Origin of the sequence: Gordonia heveisoli (assembly GCF_030315745.1) — a bacterium.
Taxonomy (GTDB): domain Bacteria; phylum Actinomycetota; class Actinomycetes; order Mycobacteriales; family Mycobacteriaceae; genus Gordonia.
The window spans coordinates 103,532-122,375 of the sequence record NZ_JASXSH010000015.1 but is presented as its reverse complement, the minus strand read 5'-3'; the positions used below and the strand labels follow the sequence as shown (position 1 = coordinate 122,375).

The following is an 18,844-nucleotide window of genomic DNA, read 5'->3' as shown; positions in this document are numbered from 1 at the left end:
CACCGGCACCCCGATGGGCACAACATCCGGAGCATCGGTCACGTCCGCATATGCCACCTCGACAGCGGCCTCGGTCGGACCGAACAGATTCACGATCCGAACCCACGGCAACACCCGATGCGCCACCGCGACCACCGCAGGCGGCAACGCCTCACCCGAGGCGAACAACCACTTCAGCGATACCAGCTCGGCCAACCGTGCCTGCGGCACCACATCCAGGAACACCGACAGCATCGACGGCACGAAATGCACCGACGTCGCCCCCGACTCGATGATCAGCTCGGCGATATAGTCCGGATCCGCATGTCCACCCGCACGCGCAACCACCATCGACGCACCGACCAGCAACGGCCCGAACAACTCCGGTACCGAGACATCGAAGGTGAACGGCGTCTTCTGGACCACCCGGTCCCCGACACCCCACCGGTACTCCGACAGCCCCCATCGCAACCGGTTCAGTACCGCCGCATGCGATACCGTCACCCCCTTCGGCCGACCCGTCGACCCCGACGTGAACAACGTGTACAACGCGCTGTCCGAGCGTACGACGCCACGCCGCTCCGCATCCGCCAGCGGACGCGCATCCCCAAGAACCTCACCCGCACAATCGATCTCCACCACAGCGAGCGGACCGCCGACCCGGTTGGCGTCGGCCATCAGATGACCGATGGTGACCGGCACCCGACCGGCGGCAACCACCACCAGTCCGACCTGCGCAACCTCGGCCATATACGCGACGCGATCCTCCGGCGTCTGCGTATCGATCGGAACGTACTGGCCCCCGGCAGCCACGATCGCATGGATCGCCACGACCATCTCCAGCGAACGGTCCACCGACACGCCCACGGCGACATCCGGGCCGACGCCCAGACCGATCAATCGGCGTGCCAACACATTCACACGCGCGCCGAATTCGCCGTACGTCACCGCACGACCTTCGAACCGCAAGGCCACCACATCCGGGGACGCCGCCACCTGCGCGGCCACCGCGTCACCCACCGACTGCGGCGGCACCTCGACCACGGCACCCACCGACCGCTGCACTCCGAGTTGTCCCTCGTCGGCGGCCAGGATCTCCGGATCACCGACAGCCATATCGGGATTCGACGTCAACGCGGCCAACAGTGCGACGAAGCGGTCGGCGAAGGTCCGTACCGTCGACTCATCGAAGAGATCGGTGGCGTAGATCAGGGTTCCCGACCAGTCCTGCCCGGGTGCGCCGGTGGCGATACCCATCGACAGATCGACCTGCGCCGACACCGACGGCGCGGCGACCGGGCTGATCTGCAGTCCCGCGTAGTCCTGGGCAGGCACCCCGGCCCGGGTATCGGCGAGGGTCGCGACGGCGGACTGATCCAGCGTCAGCAGTATCTGCGCGAGAGGCGCAAAGGCCTCCGAACGCACCGGGTTGAGCCGCTCGACGAGCGTCTCGAAGGGAACTTCCGCATGAGCGAAGGCGTCGAGGTCGACCGCGCGTACGGCGTCGAGGAGGTCACCGAACCGCTGTCCCGCGTCAAATCCGGTGCGCAGCACCAGCGTGTTGACGAACATGCCGACCAGCGGATCGAGGACGCGCTGTCCGCGACCCGCGATCGGGGTGGCCACCGCGATGTCGTCGGTCGCCGACAATCGCGCCAGCAGCACCGACAGTGCGGCGTGCACGACCATGAATCCGGTTGCGCCGCGCTCCTTGGCGAGGACCTCGATGCGTTCGGCTACTGCTGCCGGGATCTCGAAGCCGACACGCGCGCCGCGGTGGGAGGCGACGGCGGGACGGGCTCGGTCGGCGGGTAGCTCGAGTACGTCGGGCAGCGACGCAAGCTGATCGAGCCAGTAGGTCAGCTGACGGCCGACCACGGACTCCGGCTCGTCCGGCGACCCCAACACCGCATGCTGCCACAGCGCGAAGTCCGCGAACTGCACCTCCAGCGGAGTGAAGTGTGGCACCTCGCCTGCGATCCGCGCACCGTAGGCGGTGACCACGTCGGCGACCAGCGGTGCCAGCGACTCGCCGTCGGCGGCGATGTGGTGCACCACGATCCCGAAGACGTGATCGTTGTCGGCGCGGCGCCACAGCCGGGCCCGCAGCGGCCACTCGGTACTCACATCGAATCCGCGACTCAGTGCGGCTTCGAGGTCGGCAGACGAGTCGACGACCGCCCAGTCGAGCTGCCGGGGCAACTCGCCGAGGTCGCCGATGTCCTGGACCGGACTTCCGTCGATGGCGGGGAATGTGGTCCGCAGAACCTCGTGGCGTCCGATGACGTCACCGAGCGCGGCTGCCAGCGCATCGATGTCGAGCGCACCCGACAGGGTCAGCACAGCCGGGATGTTGTAGGTCGGTGAGGCGGGATCGAATTGGTTGATGAACCACATCCGCTGCTGCGCGAAGGACAGCGGAATGCGGTCCGGTCGCGGCGAGACGGCGGTGATCGCGACGAGTCCGGCGCTCCGGCCTGCCACCGTCGCGGCCAGTTCCCGCACGGTCGGCGCCTCGAAGAGGTCACGCACCGAGACCTCTACCCCGAGGACGTCGCCGACCCGCGCCGCGAGCCGCATAGCAGACAGCGAGTTGCCGCCGAGGTCGAAGAATCCGTCGACCACGCTGACCTGCTCCACGCCGAGGACGTCGGCGAACACCCCGGCGACCAGCTCCTCGCCGGGCGTCGCCGGACCGACATAGTCACCGGTACCGAATTCCGGTGCAGGCAAGGCCTTTCGGTCGAGTTTTCCGGCACTGTTGAGCACGACGTCGTCGAGCACCATCCAGACCGTCGGACGCATGTACTCGGGTAGCGACGCCGCGGATGCGGCCTTGACCGCCTCCAGATCGACCGATCCGCCACCCGCACCGGCCACATAGCCGACCAGATGCTGTCCGCCGTGGGGCGCTTCGAGCACCGTCGCGGCGGCGTGAACGACACCGGCCGCCGAGGCGAGTACGGCCTCGATCTCGCCGAGTTCGATCCGCTGCCCTCGCAGTTTGACCTGGAAGTCGGTGCGGCCGAGATACTCCAGCACACCGTCGGTCCGGCGCCGGACGAGGTCACCGGTGCGGTACAGACGTTCGCCGGCCCGACCGAAGGGGTCGGCGATGAACCGCTCGGCGGTGAGATCGGGCCGTGCCGCGTAGCCGCGCGCCAGCTGGACACCACCGAGATACAGCTCACCCGGGACACCCAGAGGCACCCGGCGCAGTCGCGAATCCAGCACCACCGCAGACGAGTTCCACATCGGAATACCGATCGGCACCGAGGTGGCCGACGGGTCTACCGACTCGATCGCCTCGTAGGTGATCTCCACCGCGGCCTCGGTCGGGCCGTACAGGTTGTAGAACATCACCCGCGGTAACCAGGCGCGCAGTTGCCCGGCCACCGACGGCGGCAGTGCCTCACCGGTGGTCGAGATGATGCGCACCGATTCCATCGCACGCACCCGGTCCTCGCCGGCGACCTCCAGGAACACCGACAGCATCGACGGCACGAAATGCACCATCGTCGCCGACGTCCGCACCACCTCGGTGGCCACGTACACCGGATCGAGGTGACCGTCGGCCCGCAGCACCACCATCGCCGCACCGACCATCAGCGGGGCGAAGAGTTCGGGCACCGACACGTCAAAGGTGTAGGGCGTCTTGAGGACCACGCGGTCGGTGTGGTCGATGGGCAGTTCGTCCAGACCCCACCACAGCCGGTTCAGAACCGCCGCGTGCGTCAGGGTCACACCCTTGGGCCGACCCGTCGAACCCGACGTGAACAGGGTGTATACCGCGTCATCGCCGCGCACCGGACGGACCAGCTCGGCATCGGACACCGGCGGCACCGGCTTGTCGATCACCGTCGAGGTGTCCACGGTGAGCACGAGCACCCGGTCACCCAGAGCGGCGACCGCGGCAGGTAGGTCGGCGCCGGCCGCGACCAGCACCACACCGACCCCGGCGGTCTCCACCATGTACTCGACCCGTTCGGCCGGGGCTGCCGTGTCGAAGGGCACGTACTGACCACCCGCGGCGACCACCGCGTGAATGGCCACCACCATCTCCACCGACCGCGGAATACACAGGCCCACTGCGACATCGGGGCCAACGCCGGCCGACAGCAGGGTCCGCGCGAGCTCTGCCACGCGCGCTCCGAACTCGGTGTAGTCGAGGGTTCGGTCCCCGAAGTGAAGCGCGGGCGCCGACGGTGTCGCGGCGATCTGGGCGTTGACCGCCGCCGCGACCGAATCCGCCTCGGGCAGCGCCCTCACCGGGCCGGTCTCCCGGGAGATCTCGGCCGAGATATCCGGTGCCTGCAGCAGTTCGGCGTCGCCGACCGCGGCATCGGGGGCTGCGGTCAAGGCGTCGAGCAACACGGTGAACCGCTCCGCGAAGCCGACCATCGTCGTGTCATCGAAGAGATCGGTGGCATAGACGATCGACATCGGCCAGTCTCGGCCCTCAGGTGCACTCGACACCGTCAGATAGATATCGACCTGGGCGGCAACCTCATCCACGGTCACCGGTTTGACGGCGAGCTCACCGATCTCGGCCAGAGCGGTGTCGGCCGTCGCGGCCGGATCGAAGGAGAGCATCACCTGGGCCAGCGGGGCGAACGCCTCCGACCGACGGGGGTTGAGCTTGTCCACCAGCATCTCGAACGGGACATCGGCATGCGCGAAGGCGTCGAGATCGGTGCTCCGGACGTGGTCGAGCAGTCCGGTGAACGAGGTGGCCGACCCGACTTCGGTACGCAGCACCAGGGTGTTGACGAACATTCCCACGAGCGGGTCGAGGACGCGGTGACCGCGGCCGGCGATCGGCGTCGCGACGGCGATGTCCTCGGTGGCAGACAGTCGGGCGAGCAGCACCGACAGCGCCGCGTGCACAACCATGAACGGCGTGGCGCCACACTCACGCGCCAGCGCAGCGACCCGTCCGGCTACGCCGGCTGGGATCACGGCCTGCGCGCGGGCACCGCGGCGCGAGGCCACCACCGGTCGCGGCCGGTCGGCGGGCAGCTCGAGCACGTCGGGCAGCGACGCCAGTCGATCGGTCCAGTAGGCGAGTTGTCCACCGACCACCGACGACGGGTCATCGGCGTCACCGAGTTCTCGATGCTGCCACAACGCGAAGTCGGCGAACTGAACGGCCATCGGCGTGAATCGTGGTGCCGCACCGTTGATCCGGGCACTGTAGGCGGTGACGATGTCGGCGATCAGCGGTGCCATCGACTCACCGTCGGCGATGATGTGGTGGGCGATCAGCGCGAAAACGAACTCGTTGTCGGCCACCGGCCACAGTCGAATTCGCAGCGGCACCACGGCAGTCACGTCGAAGCCAGCGGACGCGGCCGTCTCGATCTCCGCACGGGACTCCACGACCGCCCAGTCGAGGCGATCCAATGCCTGATCCGGTTCGAGGATCTGCTGATACGGGGAGCCCTGCGCCGCCGGGAAGACCGTGCGCAGGATCTCATGCCGGGTGATCACATCCCCGATCGCCGCGCGCAGTGCGTCGGCATCCACCGGTCCGGTCAGTGCGAGCACCGCCGGGATGTTGTAGGTGGCCGCGGCGGGATCGAACCGGTTGAGGAACCACATCCGCTGCTGTGCGAACGACAACGGGATGCGATCGGGGCGCGCAGTCGCGATGATCGGGGCCAGCGCCGCACGACGCCCGGACAGTGCGGTCGCGAGCTCACGCACCGACGGCGTCTCGAACAGATCGCGCACCGAGACCTCGACGTCGAGGGCGTCGGAGATCCGTGCGGCAAGGCGGGTTGCCGACAGCGAGTTGCCACCCAGATCGAAGAAGCTGGTGGTCACGCCGGCCACGTCGAGACCGAGGACATCGGCGAAGACATCGGCGATCATGCGTTCGGCCGCCGTCTCCGGAGCCACCGCCCCCGCAGTCTCGACACCCGTCTCGGGCGTGGGTAGCGCCGCCCGGTCGAGTTTGCCGTTTGCGGTCAGCGGCAACGCCGAGATCGACAGCACCAGATCGGGCACCATATATGACGGCACTGCGGCAGCCGCCGCCCGACGCACCTGTGCGGGATCGAGTTCGGCGCCCGCGTCGGCCACCACATATCCGACGAGTTGTTCACCGCGGCCGGGTAGTTCGACGATCGTCGCAGCCGCGGCCACCACCCCGTCGGCTGCGGTCAACGCGGATTCGACCTCACCGAATTCGATCCGGAACCCGCGCAACTGCACCTGCGCATCCCCGCGGCCGAGGTACTCGATGTCGTCGCCGACCCGGCGTGCCAGGTCGCCGGTTCGATACATCCGGGTACCGGCCGCACCGAACGGGCAGGCCACGAAACGGCCAGCGGTCAGGCCTGGGCGACGCAGATAGCCCTGCGCCAATTGCCCACCAGTGACATACATTTCACCGATCACGCCATCGGGAACCGGACGCAGGCGCGCGTCGAGGATGTGCACCCCGAGGCTGGCCAGTGACCGCCCGATGAGGCTGGCGTCCCCGCCGCGCACCGTCGCCGGATCCAGGGCACGGAAACTCACATGCACGGTGGTCTCGGTGATGCCGTACATGTTGACCAGCGTCGCGGTGTCGGCCGGATGATCGTCGAACCACCGCCGAACCTGCTCGAACTGCAGCGCCTCACCGCCGAAGACGATGTAGCGCAACGACAGTGCGCCGGCGGTCCGCCTGCGTCGGGCATCGGCGAGCTGATAGAACGCCGACGGCGTCTGGCTCAGCACGCTGACCCGCTCGCGTGCGAGCAGATCCAGGAACTCCTCCGGCGACCGCGCTACGTCGCGGTCGACGATGACGCAACGGGCGCCGGTACACAGCGGCCCCCACAACTCCCACACGGAGAAGTCGAAGGCATATGAGTGGAACATCGTCCACACGTCGTCGGCCCGGAAGTCGAAGTCCTGCGCCGCGGTGTCCATCAGGGTCACCACATCGCGGTGGGTGACCTCCACACCCTTCGGCCGTCCGGTCGAGCCAGACGTGTAGATCACGTAGGCACGTGCGTCGGCAGGCACCGAGAGCGCCGGCACCGGTAGGGATTCTCCCTCCACCACCAGCGTGGCGACATCGGCCCGCACGACCGACTCCGGGAGTCGCTGCCACAGCGGCAGATCGGCGGTCGAGGAATCGGCGATCACCACCGACGGCCCGGCGTCGCCGAGGATGAACTGCAGGCGTTCGGTCGGATTGGTGGTGTCCAGCGGCAGGTAGCCTGCCCCACAGCGCATCACGCCGACGATGGCGACGACGAGGTCGATGGTCCGCGCCGGTGCCACCGCCACCAGATCCCCGACACCCACATCGCGTGCGGCCAAGGCTGCGGCGAGCGCGCCGGAACGGCGATCCAACTCGGCGTAATCCAGAGCGGCGGCACCATCGGAGACTGCGATGTGTCCGGGATTGGCCGCCACGGAGTCGGCGAACAGGTCCACCAGCGTCCGCCCCGAGTTCGCGGTCGTGGTGACCGGTGCGACCACCGCTCGCGTGTACGCGTCGACATCCAGCAGCGCGATGTCGGCGACCGCACGTTCCGGAGTGGTGACGAAGACGCCCAGGATGCGGGTCAGCAGATCGCCGAAGGCCGCGACCTGCTGATCGTCGAAGGCCGCGGGCAGATACTTCAACTTGACTTCGATCCGGTCCCCGACCGGACCGGTGACCATCGTCAACGGATAGTGCGTCGCATCGCTGGCGGCGACGTCGCTGATCCGCAATCCACCCACGTCACTTCGGGTTAACGAATCCGAGTCGACCGGATAGGACTCGTGCACCGCGAGGGTGTCGAACAGCGGCCCCGACACCGCGGCCAAGGCCATCAGGTCCGGCAACGGGATCTGCTGATGGTCGAGGACCGACACCTTGTCCGACTGCACTCGCGCCAGAACCTCGGCGATCGTCGCCGACGGGTCGACGTCGACCACCGCGGGCAGCGTGTTGATGAACAGGCCCACCATGGACTCGACACCGTCGAGATCGGCCGGGCGGCCCGACACCGTCTCGCCGAAGGTCACCACCTGATTGCCGGTCAGCCGCGACAGCAGCACCGCCCATGCGGTCTGCAGCACCGTCGAGACCGTGACACCCCGCTCACGGGCGAGCGACTCGATCGCGGATGTCAGCTCGGGATCGAGCATCCGGGCATGATCGCGCGGCAGACGATCCATCGTCGCCTCCCGCTGCGCGGACACCAGCGTCGGGACCTCGACGGGGGCCAGCACCTTCCGCCAGACCGCCATCCCAGCGGCGACGTCGACGTCGGCGAGGTAGCGCAGGAAGTCGGCGTAATCGGCACCGCCACCGACATTCTCGGTGTAGGTGCGGCCGGTCGCATACAAGGCGAGCAAGTCGGCGAGCATGAGCGGACTCGACCAGCCGTCGAGCAGGATGTGGTGGCTCGTCACCACCAGTCGCGCGCCTGTGGTGGTCCGGACCAGGGCGAACCGCATCAGCGGCGGGGCCTGCAGGTCGAAGGGGATGGTCTTCTGGCGATCCGCGACCTCCCGGACGCGTTCGTCGACGTCGGATTCCGCACCGGAATCAAGGCCGCGGAGATCGAGATCCTCCCATGGAATCCGTACCTGCTCAGGCACCACTGCGACCACGGCCCCACCCGCGGTCCGCACATACCCTGAGCGCAGTACCCGATGATGGGCCAGCAACGCCTGCGCCGCATCGCGCAGGCGACCGGCGTCGACGTCCCCTTCCAGCGTCAGGACAGCCTGCGCCACATAGACATCCACCGCACCGGCATCCCGACCAGCGGCCGCCAGTTCGGACTGGAAGTACAGGCCGCGCTGCAGCGGCGAAAGCGACCACACCGCCGCATCCCGGTACCGACGCGCGAGCGCATCCAGATCATCCTGGGTCAGCGCGACCCCGGGGACATCCGACGGCGACAGACCGGGGTCACCGGTCACCGCAACATAATCCACGATCGCGGCCAGCTCGCCACGCCATCGCTGCGCCAGGTCGTCCACGGCGTCCCGGTCGAGGAGACCGGCCGGACAGGAGAACTCGACCTCGAGTTCACGCCCGCTGTCGGTGCGCACCGTGCCCGCGGTGACCGTGAGAGCACTGGTCGCGACCATCGCGCCGGTCACGGTGGCCGGTAGTCGCGGCGCAGCCGGGTCCGGCAGCAGATCGCCGATCGCTGATCCGTCATCCGCACCGCGATCATCAACACCGCGATCACCAGCACCGGCGACATTGCCCAGGTAGTTGAAGGCGATCGACGGCAACGGCCGATCGGCCGCGGCGGTACCACCGCCCGCACCGTAGCGGAGCAGTCCGAATCCGGCACCGTTGTCGGGCTGGGCGCGCAGCTGCTCCTTGACCGCCTTGACCGCATGCCCCAGGTCCTCGGGCGTATCCAGGCGGACCGGCGCGATGGTCGTGAACCAGCCGACGGTGCGCGAAAGGTCGGCGCTGCGGGGGTCGGCCCCGCGTCCGACGATCTCCTCGTAGCGTCCGTGACCTTCGAGCAGCACCGAGACCGGTGATGCGTCGACGATTCCGCGGTCCGCCTGCCAGGACCGCACGGCGCGCGCGAGCGCGGCGAGCAGAACGGCGTCCACCCCGGCCCCGAAGGCTGTCGGCACCGTGGTGAGCAGGGCTTCGGCGAGTTCGGGTTCGACTGCGGCGACCACCGACGTGAGCGTGGACATCCGGTCGCGCTCCCGGTCAAGCTCGCCGCCGAGGTCGGTCGGACGTTCCGGGAGCTGCCGCGCCCAGTGGTCGAGTTCGTCGGCTCGCACTACGGCCTGCGCAGCGAGCGCGGTGAACCAAGCAGCTGCGGAAGTCCCCTCGCCGCGCAGTTCGTAGGGCTGCCCGGTCTGGTGCTGGGCCCACGCGGTGATCAGATCCTCGATGATCGGTCGCCAGGACACCGCGTCGACACCCAGGTGATGGATCACCAGGACGATCCGTCCAGCGCCGGACGGATCGGTCACCAGGACCGCCGACACCAGTCGGCCGGATTCGGGATCCAGTCGCGCGGAGGCGGTCTCGAATGCGGAGCGCACCTCGTCGGCGAAGGCCGGGTCGGTGACGGTGACCTCAGCGGTGTGTGCGGACACCATCCCCGCACCGTCGAAGGAACCACCACCGCGCAGCCGCCAGCCGGCAGGCTCGGCGCGCAGCGACGACGACAGCATGGGGTGCACGGAGACGACGGCACCGAGCAGATCGGCCAGCACGGGCACCGACAGACCGGCCGGGGCGATCAGCACCTGCGACTGGGAGAAGTCCGCGAAATCGGCGGCGGTGTCGGAATGTTCGATCATCCACGAGACGACGGCGGGCAGCGCGATATCCGCGGCCGGATCGACGGGCTCATCCAGAGCGGGCAGACGGCTCCCACCACCCTCGGTGGCACGCACGATGGCACGAATCGTGCGGTGCTCGAAGATCTCTCGCGGTGAGATCGACAACCCGGCGGCGCGGGCCGCGGAGGCCAGCTGGATCGACATGATCGAGTCGCCGCCGAGCGCGAAGAAGGATTCGACCACACTCACCCGGTCCAGGCCGAGCAGACCACCGACGATCGCGGCGAGTTGCTCTTCGGCCGCGTTGGCGGGCTCGACCAGATCGGCGCCGACCACCACCGTCGGGGCAGGTAGCGCGCGGCGGTCGAGTTTGCCGACCGGCGTCAGCGGCAGGGCATCGAGCACCGTGAAACTCGAGGGCACCATGAACACCGGCAGCCGCTCTTCCAAATGCGTACGCAGCGTGCCGCTCTCGATGGCCCCACGGGTCACGACGTAGGCCGCCAATGCCGAGACCACCGAGTCGCCCGAGTCGGCCAGCATCCCGTCGCCGAGCACGCCGAGCACCACCGCCGACTCGACATCGGGATGGTCGGCCAGCGCCTTCTCGATCTCGCCGAGTTCGATACGCAGACCGCGCAATTTGATCTGGTCGTCGCTGCGTCCGCTGTACACGACGGTCAGCGCACCCTTGGCGTCGCGAGCCCACCGCACCACGTCGCTGGTGCGATACATCCGGTCGCCTTCGGAGCCATAAGGGTTGGCGACGAAGCGTTCCGCGGTCAGTCCCGGCCGGTCCAGGTATCCACGGGAGAGTGCCAATCCGGTCACATAGAGTTCGCCGGGCACCCCGACGGGCACCGGCGCCAGGAAATCGTCCAGGATCATCAGCCCGATGCCGTCCAATGGACCGCCGAGCGTGACCGGTTCGCCGACCTGCATCGGCTCACTGATCGTCACGCCGATGGTGGTCTCGGTGGGGCCGTAGAGATTCTGTATCCGCCGATGGCTCGCCCACCGGTCCTTCAGCGACTGCGCCACCGCCTCACCGCCGGCGTAGACCACCTGTAGCGAGCCGAGGAGCTTCGGGTCCAGCGAGGCGAGCACAGTGGGAGTGAGGAAGGTATGGGTGACCTGCTGGTCGCGGATGAAGTCCGAGAGATCCTCACCGGCAATGGCATTGGTCGGGCGGTACACCAGGGTGCCGGTCGTGGTGAAGGCCAGCAGGTACTCCAGAACCGAGGCGTCGAAGCTGGGCGAGGCGAACCCGAGAACACGGACGGCGCCGGCGGCGTCCGCGCGGCGGGCCTCCTCGACACCGAAGTTGCGCAGCCCGCGATGGGTCACCGCGACACCCTTGGGCCGGCCGGTGGAACCCGACGTGTAGATGACGTAGGCGACGTTGTCGATGCGCACCGGCGCCCGCCGGTCGGCGTCGGTGACCCGTGCAGCAGACTCCTCGGCGACCGCGGAATACACCGGGTCGCTATCGAGCCGCAGCCAGTCGAATTCGGCACCGGGCAGTGCTCCGGCCGTGGACGTACTCAGGCCGAGCATGGCCCCGGAGTCGGCGATCATCGTCGCCACCCGGTCGGCCGGATAGTCGGGATCGATGGTGACATAGCCGGCACCGGTCTTGGCGACCGCCCAGATTGCCACCATCAGCTGCGTCGACCGTTCCAGCGCCAGCGCAACCAGGTCCTCGGGACCCACTCCGCGCCCGATCAGGTGGCGCGCCAGACGATTCGATTGTTCATCCAGTGCCCGGTAGGTGAGCGAATCCCGGTTGGTGGACACCGCGACCTCGTCGGGAGCACGACGTACGGCGTCGTCGAAGAGCTGCGCCAGCAGTCGCGGTTCGGTGCCCGCGGTCCCGCCGACCGGGGTCAGTTCCGCGGCCTCGACCACGGTCACCAGAGGCACATCGCCGACCGGGCGGGACACCTGGGTGGTCAGCTCACGCAACAGTCTGCTGAAGCGAGCCATGAACCCCGCGACGGTGGACTCGTCGAAGAGGTCGGTGGCATAGCCGACCTGCCCCGACCACGATCCGGACGGATCGACACCGAGACCGATGGTGAGATCGACCTTCGCCGCGGTCTCCTCGATGTCGAGGACAGACACGCCCAGATCGTCGAGCTGCGCGACCATCGCGGCCGGGTCCGGTGCGTTCTGCCCGAAGGTGAGCAGCACCTGGGCAAGTGGGGCGAATGCCTCGGACCGCACCGGGGCAAGCGCCTCGACGACGCTTTCGAAGGGCACCGCGGCGTGCGCGTACGCATCCAGATCGACGGCGCGAACCACCTCGAGCAGCTCGGCGAAGGAACGTCGCAGGTCTACCGGGGTACGCAAGACGAGGGTGTTGACGAACATGCCGACAAGGTCGTCGAGTGCGGCCTCACCGCGACCGGCAATCGGCGAACCGATCGCCACCTCGTCGGTGTGCCCGAGCCGGGCCAGCAGAACGGCGAGTGCGGCATGGACGACCATGAACTCGGTGACACCGTGTGCGGTGGCCACCGACCGCACGAGTTCGGCTGTCTCGGCAGGAATCTCGAAGTTCACCTGCGCGCCCCGCATCGACGCCACGGCGGGCCGTGGACGATCGGTGGGCAGCGCGATGACGTCGGGCAGACCCGCAAGCTGGTCACGCCAGTACGCCAGTTGGCCGGCCACCACCGATCCCGGGTCGTCGGGAGTGCCCAGTTCGCGATGCTGCCAGAGCGCGACGTCGGCGAATTGCACGGCGAGTTCGGGGAACTCAGGAGTGCGTCCCTGAGTGCGGGCGACATACGCGGTGACCACGTCGGTGACCAGGGGTCGGACCGACTCGCCGTCCCCGGCGATGTGGTGCACGACGATCAGCACGATGTGCTCGCGATCCTCCACGCGCTGAACGCGGACCCGGATCGGGTGTTCGCGGGCGACGTCGAACCCGGTGTGGGCGGCTGCGAACAGGTCCGACTCATCCGCGACGACCTGCCAGTCGAAGGCGGCGTCGGCGGTGGTCACGTCATCGACGATCTGGCGCGCCACTCCGTCGACGGATGGGAAGGTGGTGCGCAGCACCTCTTGGCGTTCGATCACGTCCACGATGGCCGCCCGCAATGCGGGCAGGTCGAGTTTGCCGCGCAACCGCAGGCCGATCGGGATGTTGTAGGCCGGCGAGGAGGGGTCGAACTGGTTGATGAACCACATCCGTTGCTGTGCGAAGGACAGCGGCACCTGCTCGGGACGGGGGACGACGCGGGTGACCGGCGGAAGCCCCGAGCCGCGACCGGCGACCGTCCGGACGAGCTCACGCACCGACGGCGCGTCGAAGATGTCACGGACTGAGACCTCGACGTCGAGTGCGGCGCCTGTCCGTGCGGCGAGTCGTGTCGCCGACAACGAGTTGCCGCCCAGGTCGAAGAAGGACTCGGTGACCGACACCTCCTCGACACCCAGCAACTCGGCGAACACCGCGGCCACCGCGATCTCGTCCTCGGATGCCGGGGCCACCGTGGCGGCGGCCTCGAATACCGGTGCGGGCAGCGCGTTCCGGTCGACCTTGCCCGACGAGTTCAGCGGTAGCGCATCGAGTGTCTGCCATGCCGCGGGCCGCAGGAACGGCAGCAGCCGGTCGCGGGTGTAGGACTTGACCACGTCGAGGTCGACCGGTTCACCCGGTCGGCCCACCAGGTAGGCCACCAGATTGTCGCCGGCCGGTCCGCTGGCGACCGCGGCCACCGCGGCCACGATCCCCGGCGCCGCGGCCAGCACGGTCTCGACCTCACCGAGTTCGATCCGCTGCCCGCGCAGCTTCACCTGGAAGTCGGTGCGCCCGATGTACTCGAGGTCACCGTGCGGTGTCCAGCGCACCAGATCGCCGGTGCGGTACAGCCGTTCGCCAGGTGCGCCGAGAGGATCGGCGACGAATCGCTGTGCCGTCAGACCCGGTGCGGACGCATAGCCGCGCGCGAGTTGCGTACCGCCGAGGTAGAGCTCGCCGGGGACGCCCGCGGGCACCGGGCGCAGCCACTCGTCGAGAACGTGAGCCACGGTATTGACCACCGGTCGGCCGATCGGCACCATCGCGGCCGGTTCGGTGAAGGACTCCACTGTGGCGTCCACCGTCGCCTCGGTAGGGCCGTACTGATTCACGATCTTCGCGCCGGGCAGCACGGCCAGCGACCGCTGCAGCACCGCGGGCGTCAATGCCTCACCACCGGTGAGGATCTGACGGATCGAGGTGAGGTCGGCACCACCGACCGCGACATCCTCGCAGAACACCGCGAGCAACGACGGCACGAACTGCACCGTGGTGATCTCGGCATCGCGGATCACCCTGCGCAGATACGCCGGATCGCGATGACCATCCGCGTCGGCAAGTACCGCAGTCGCACCGGAGAGCAACGGCCACAGCAATTCCCACACCGACGCATCAAAGGTGTACGGCGTCTTGACGAGTACCCGTTCGGTTGCGGGTTCGGCACAGACCGTGCCGAACCACGACAGCAGATTCGACAGCGCCCGACGCGACACCGTCACGCCCTTGGGCCGACCGGTCGAACCGGAGGTGTAGAGGATGTAGGCGGCATTGTCGGGGCCGGGTGTCACGCGCCCGTCATCGTCTCCGGCGCCGAGGCCCGCCGCGGGTGTCTGAGCATCGACGGGTTCGATGCGCACGGCGGGCAATGCGGCGACCCCGGCCGGAATCTCGCCCGGTCCGACGACGATCGTCCCGACACCGGCCGTGGCCGTCATGTGGGCCACCACATCCGCCGGGGCGTCGGGATCGATCGGAACGTAGGCGCCACCGGAACGCAGAACCGCGTGCACCGCGATCAGCATCTCCAGCGAACGCGGAATGCACACGCCCACGGCGATATCCGGCCCCACGCCGGCACCGGTCAGCCGCCGCGAGAGCTCCCCGACCCGCAGGTCGAACTCGCCTGCCGACACCGACCGCGAACCGGCCTCCACGACGGTCCGGCGCCGGCCGCTGCGCAGTGCGTCGGATAGACGCGCACCGATATCGGCGGTCGGGAGTTCCTCGGTCGGCCCGGCCGACCATGACCGGACCGCGTCCAGCTCGGTGACGTTGAGCCATTCCGCCGCACCGATCGGAGCATGCGGCGCCGACGTCAGCGCGTCGAGCAACGCGGCGAACCGGCGACCGAAGACATCCATCGACGGGGCGTCGAACAGGTCGGTGGCATAGAGGATCGACCCACGCCATCCGGCGTCGGTGCTGGTGATCCCGACCGTCACGTCGACCTTACTGGGCAGATCATCGGGTTCGACCGGACGGACCCGCAGTCCGTCGGCGGCATCGTCGACGACGATCGCATCCGAGGCCAGCTCGGCGATCGCGGACTGGTCGAAGGACAGCCAGACCTGCGCCAGCGGCGCGAATGCGGTCGACCGAATCGGGTCGAGACGTTCGACCACGGACTCGAAGGGCACGTCGGCGTTGGCGAGCGCGGCCAGATCTGTCTCCCGCACCGCGGCCAGCAGGCCCGCGAACGAGTCGGTCGCATCGACGCGGGTGCGCAGGACGAGGGTGTTGACGAACATGCCGACCAGTGGATCCAGCACGGACTGTCCACGGCCGGCGATCGGCGTACCGACCGCGATGTCGTCGGTGGCGGACAACCGCGACAACAGCACTGCCAACGCCGCATGTGCGACCATGAACGGGGTCACACCGTAGTCGCGTGCCAGTATCGCCACACGGTCGGAAACTGTTGCCGGAACCTCGAATTCGATCCGACTACCACGCTGGGAGGCAACCGTCGGACGCGGGCGGGTGGTCGGCAGTGCGAGCACATCGGGCAGCCCTTGGAGCTGACGCTGCCAGTAGTTCAGCTGCGCTCCGATGATCGAGGTGTCGTCGGCGGCATCGCCGAAGACGGCCCGCTGCCACAGTGCGAAGTCCGCGACCTGCACGGCCAGCGGGACGAATTCTGGTTCAGTACCGGCCACCCGGGCGTGGTATGCGGTGAGGAGATCGCCGACCAGCGGCGCCAACGACTCACCGTCGCAGGCGATGTGGTGGAGCACCAGCGCGATGACGTGATCGGTGGCCGACCGGCGCCGGATACGCACGCGCACCGGCCACTGCGCCGAGACATCGAATCCGGTGGTAGCCGCTGCGGCGAGGTCGGCGTCGGTGACGGCCTCGGCCCAGTCGACGCCCCCGCCGATCTCACCCCCGCCGATCTCCTCGCTGTCGTGAATCTTCTGGAAGGGCACGCCGTCTACCGACGGATAGGTGGTGCGCAGCACCTCGTGTCGGACGATCACGTCGTCGAGAGCCTGCCGCAGCACCGCAGGATCGAGTTCACCCGTGAGTTGCAGGACGACCGGGATGTTGTACGCCGGGGAGGCCGGATCGAGCCGGTTGAGGAACCACATCCGCTGTTGTGCCAGCGACAGCGGCACATGGGCGGGGCGCGACTGCGGTTCGATCGGCGGGAGCCCGGCACCCTTCTCGGCGGATCGGGCCGCGAGACCGCGCACCGTCGGCGCCTCGAACAGATCGCGGACAGTCAGATCGGTACCGAGTTCCTCGGCCGCACGGCCGACGATGCGAGCCGCGATCAGTGAGTTGCCACCGACGTCGAACACCGACTCGACGACGCTGATCTCATTGAGCCCGAGCACGTCGGCGAAGATGGACGCCAGCGCCGACTCCGTGTCGCCCGTCGGCGCCACGAAGGTGGCACTCGCCTCGATCCGGGGACGCGGCAACGACTTTCGATCGAGTTTGCCGTTGGTGGTGAGCGGCAGGTGGTCGACCGGCACAATCAGGTCCGGGACCATGTACTCGGGCACCGAACGTGCTGTTCCCGAACGGATCTCGCGGGCATCGGGTTCAACGCCGGGTTCGGTGACGATGTAGCCGACGAGTACCTCGCCGCGCTCGGGCAGGTCGACCACATTCGCAGCGGCGGCCGTGACACCGGCCGTGCGCAGGAGCGCCGCCTCGATCTCGCCGTATTCGATACGGAAACCACGCAACTGGACCTGCGCGTCGCCGCGACCCAGATACTCGATGTCGTCGCCGACACGGCGAGCCAGGTCACCGGTGCGGTACAGGCGCGCACCGGGTTCGCCGAACGGGTCGGCGACGAAGCGGGTGGCGGTCAGCGGGTGGCGACGCAGGTAGCCGCGGGCGAGTTGGCCACCGGAGACGTACATCTCCCCCACGACGCCGGGTGGGACCGGGCGCAGCCGCGAGTCGAGGATGTGAATGCCGAGTGACGACAGCGGCCGACCGATGAAGGAGGCATCGTCGGCCGATACCGCCGCAGGGTCGAGTGCGCGGTGGCTGACATGCACGGTGGTCTCGGTGATGCCGTACATGTTCACCAGAGCCGCGGTGTCCGTGGGATTCTCGTCGAACCACCGGCGCACCTGCTCGAAGTGCAGCGCCTCGCCACCGAACACGATGTAGCGCACCGACAGGGTGACGTCGTGCCTGCGGCGCGCGTCGACGAGCTGATAGAACGCCGACGGCGTCTGGCTCAGCACGGTCACGCCCTCGTCGGCGAGGACCTGCAGGAACCGATCCGGGTCGCGGGTCAGGCCGGTGTCGAGGACCACGAGTCGTGCGCCGGTGAAGAGCGGACCCCACAGTTCCCAGACGGAGAAATCGAAGGCGTACGAGTGGAACATCGTCCAGACGTCGGTTTCGGCAAACTCGAAATCACGAGCCGCCGCGGCCATCAGCGTGACCACGTCACCGTGGGTCACGACGACCCCCTTGGGCTTACCGGTGGAACCCGAGGTGTAGATGACGTAGGCGGGCAGACGATCGTCGAGTGTGGTCGGCAGTGCCACCGCAGGGTCGGTGCGGTCGGTGAGTCCGGCGTCGAGCAGGCTCGGTGGGGTCGTCAGCGCCATCCCCAGGTCGGCCCACTCGGTCACGGTCTGCGGATCGGTGATCGTCACCAGCGGCGCGGCATCGTCGAGGATGGTCGCGATCCGCTCGCGGGGGTGGGTGCGGTCCAGCGGCAGATATGCCGCCCCCGCCTTCAGCACGCCGAGGAGCACCACCACGAGTTCGACGGTCCGCGGCAGGGCAACGCCGACGAGTACCTCCGGGCCGGCCCCGGCGGCGACCAGGGCCGCGGCAAGGCGATCCGCGCGTGCATCGAGTTCGCGATAGGTGAGGCTGCCGCCCTCGACGTCGGTGACCGCGACACGATCGGGATGCCGGGCCACCGAGGAACGAAACACACCCGGCAACGAACCGAGGTCTGACGAACCCACGACGTCCAGCGCGCGCGTCCGGATGGTGGCGATCGCGGCGCCGGTCAGTTCGGCGATCTCGGTCGGTGCTCGACCAGCCGTCGACAGGAGACCGGTGATGCTGGCGCCGACTGCCGCCTCGGTGTCGATGCCCTGGGCTGCCAGCACATTCGCCGTTACCGAGACCTGGGTGTGCAGCCGACCGAAGGACACGCCGCCCGCCGTGGTGTCCACGGCGATGCGATCGGGTGCCACTGAGGCGGCGAAGGCGATGAGATCAACGGTCGGAGGACGAGAACCCCAGGTACGCGAGATATCAGCGGATCGTGGATCGACGTCTGTCACGTTGGTTTCGTTTCCT

General features: G+C 68.5%; 1 protein-coding gene. It reads right to left on the bottom strand.

Annotated features, from left to right (window positions below; all coding sequences use genetic code 11):
* Positions 1–18,828 (bottom strand): non-ribosomal peptide synthase/polyketide synthase (locus tag QSJ18_RS14375; RefSeq protein ID WP_286327215.1); only part of this gene is annotated, 18,828 nt, incomplete at its 3' end.
* Between the last annotated feature and the right edge of the window lie 16 nt (positions 18,829–18,844).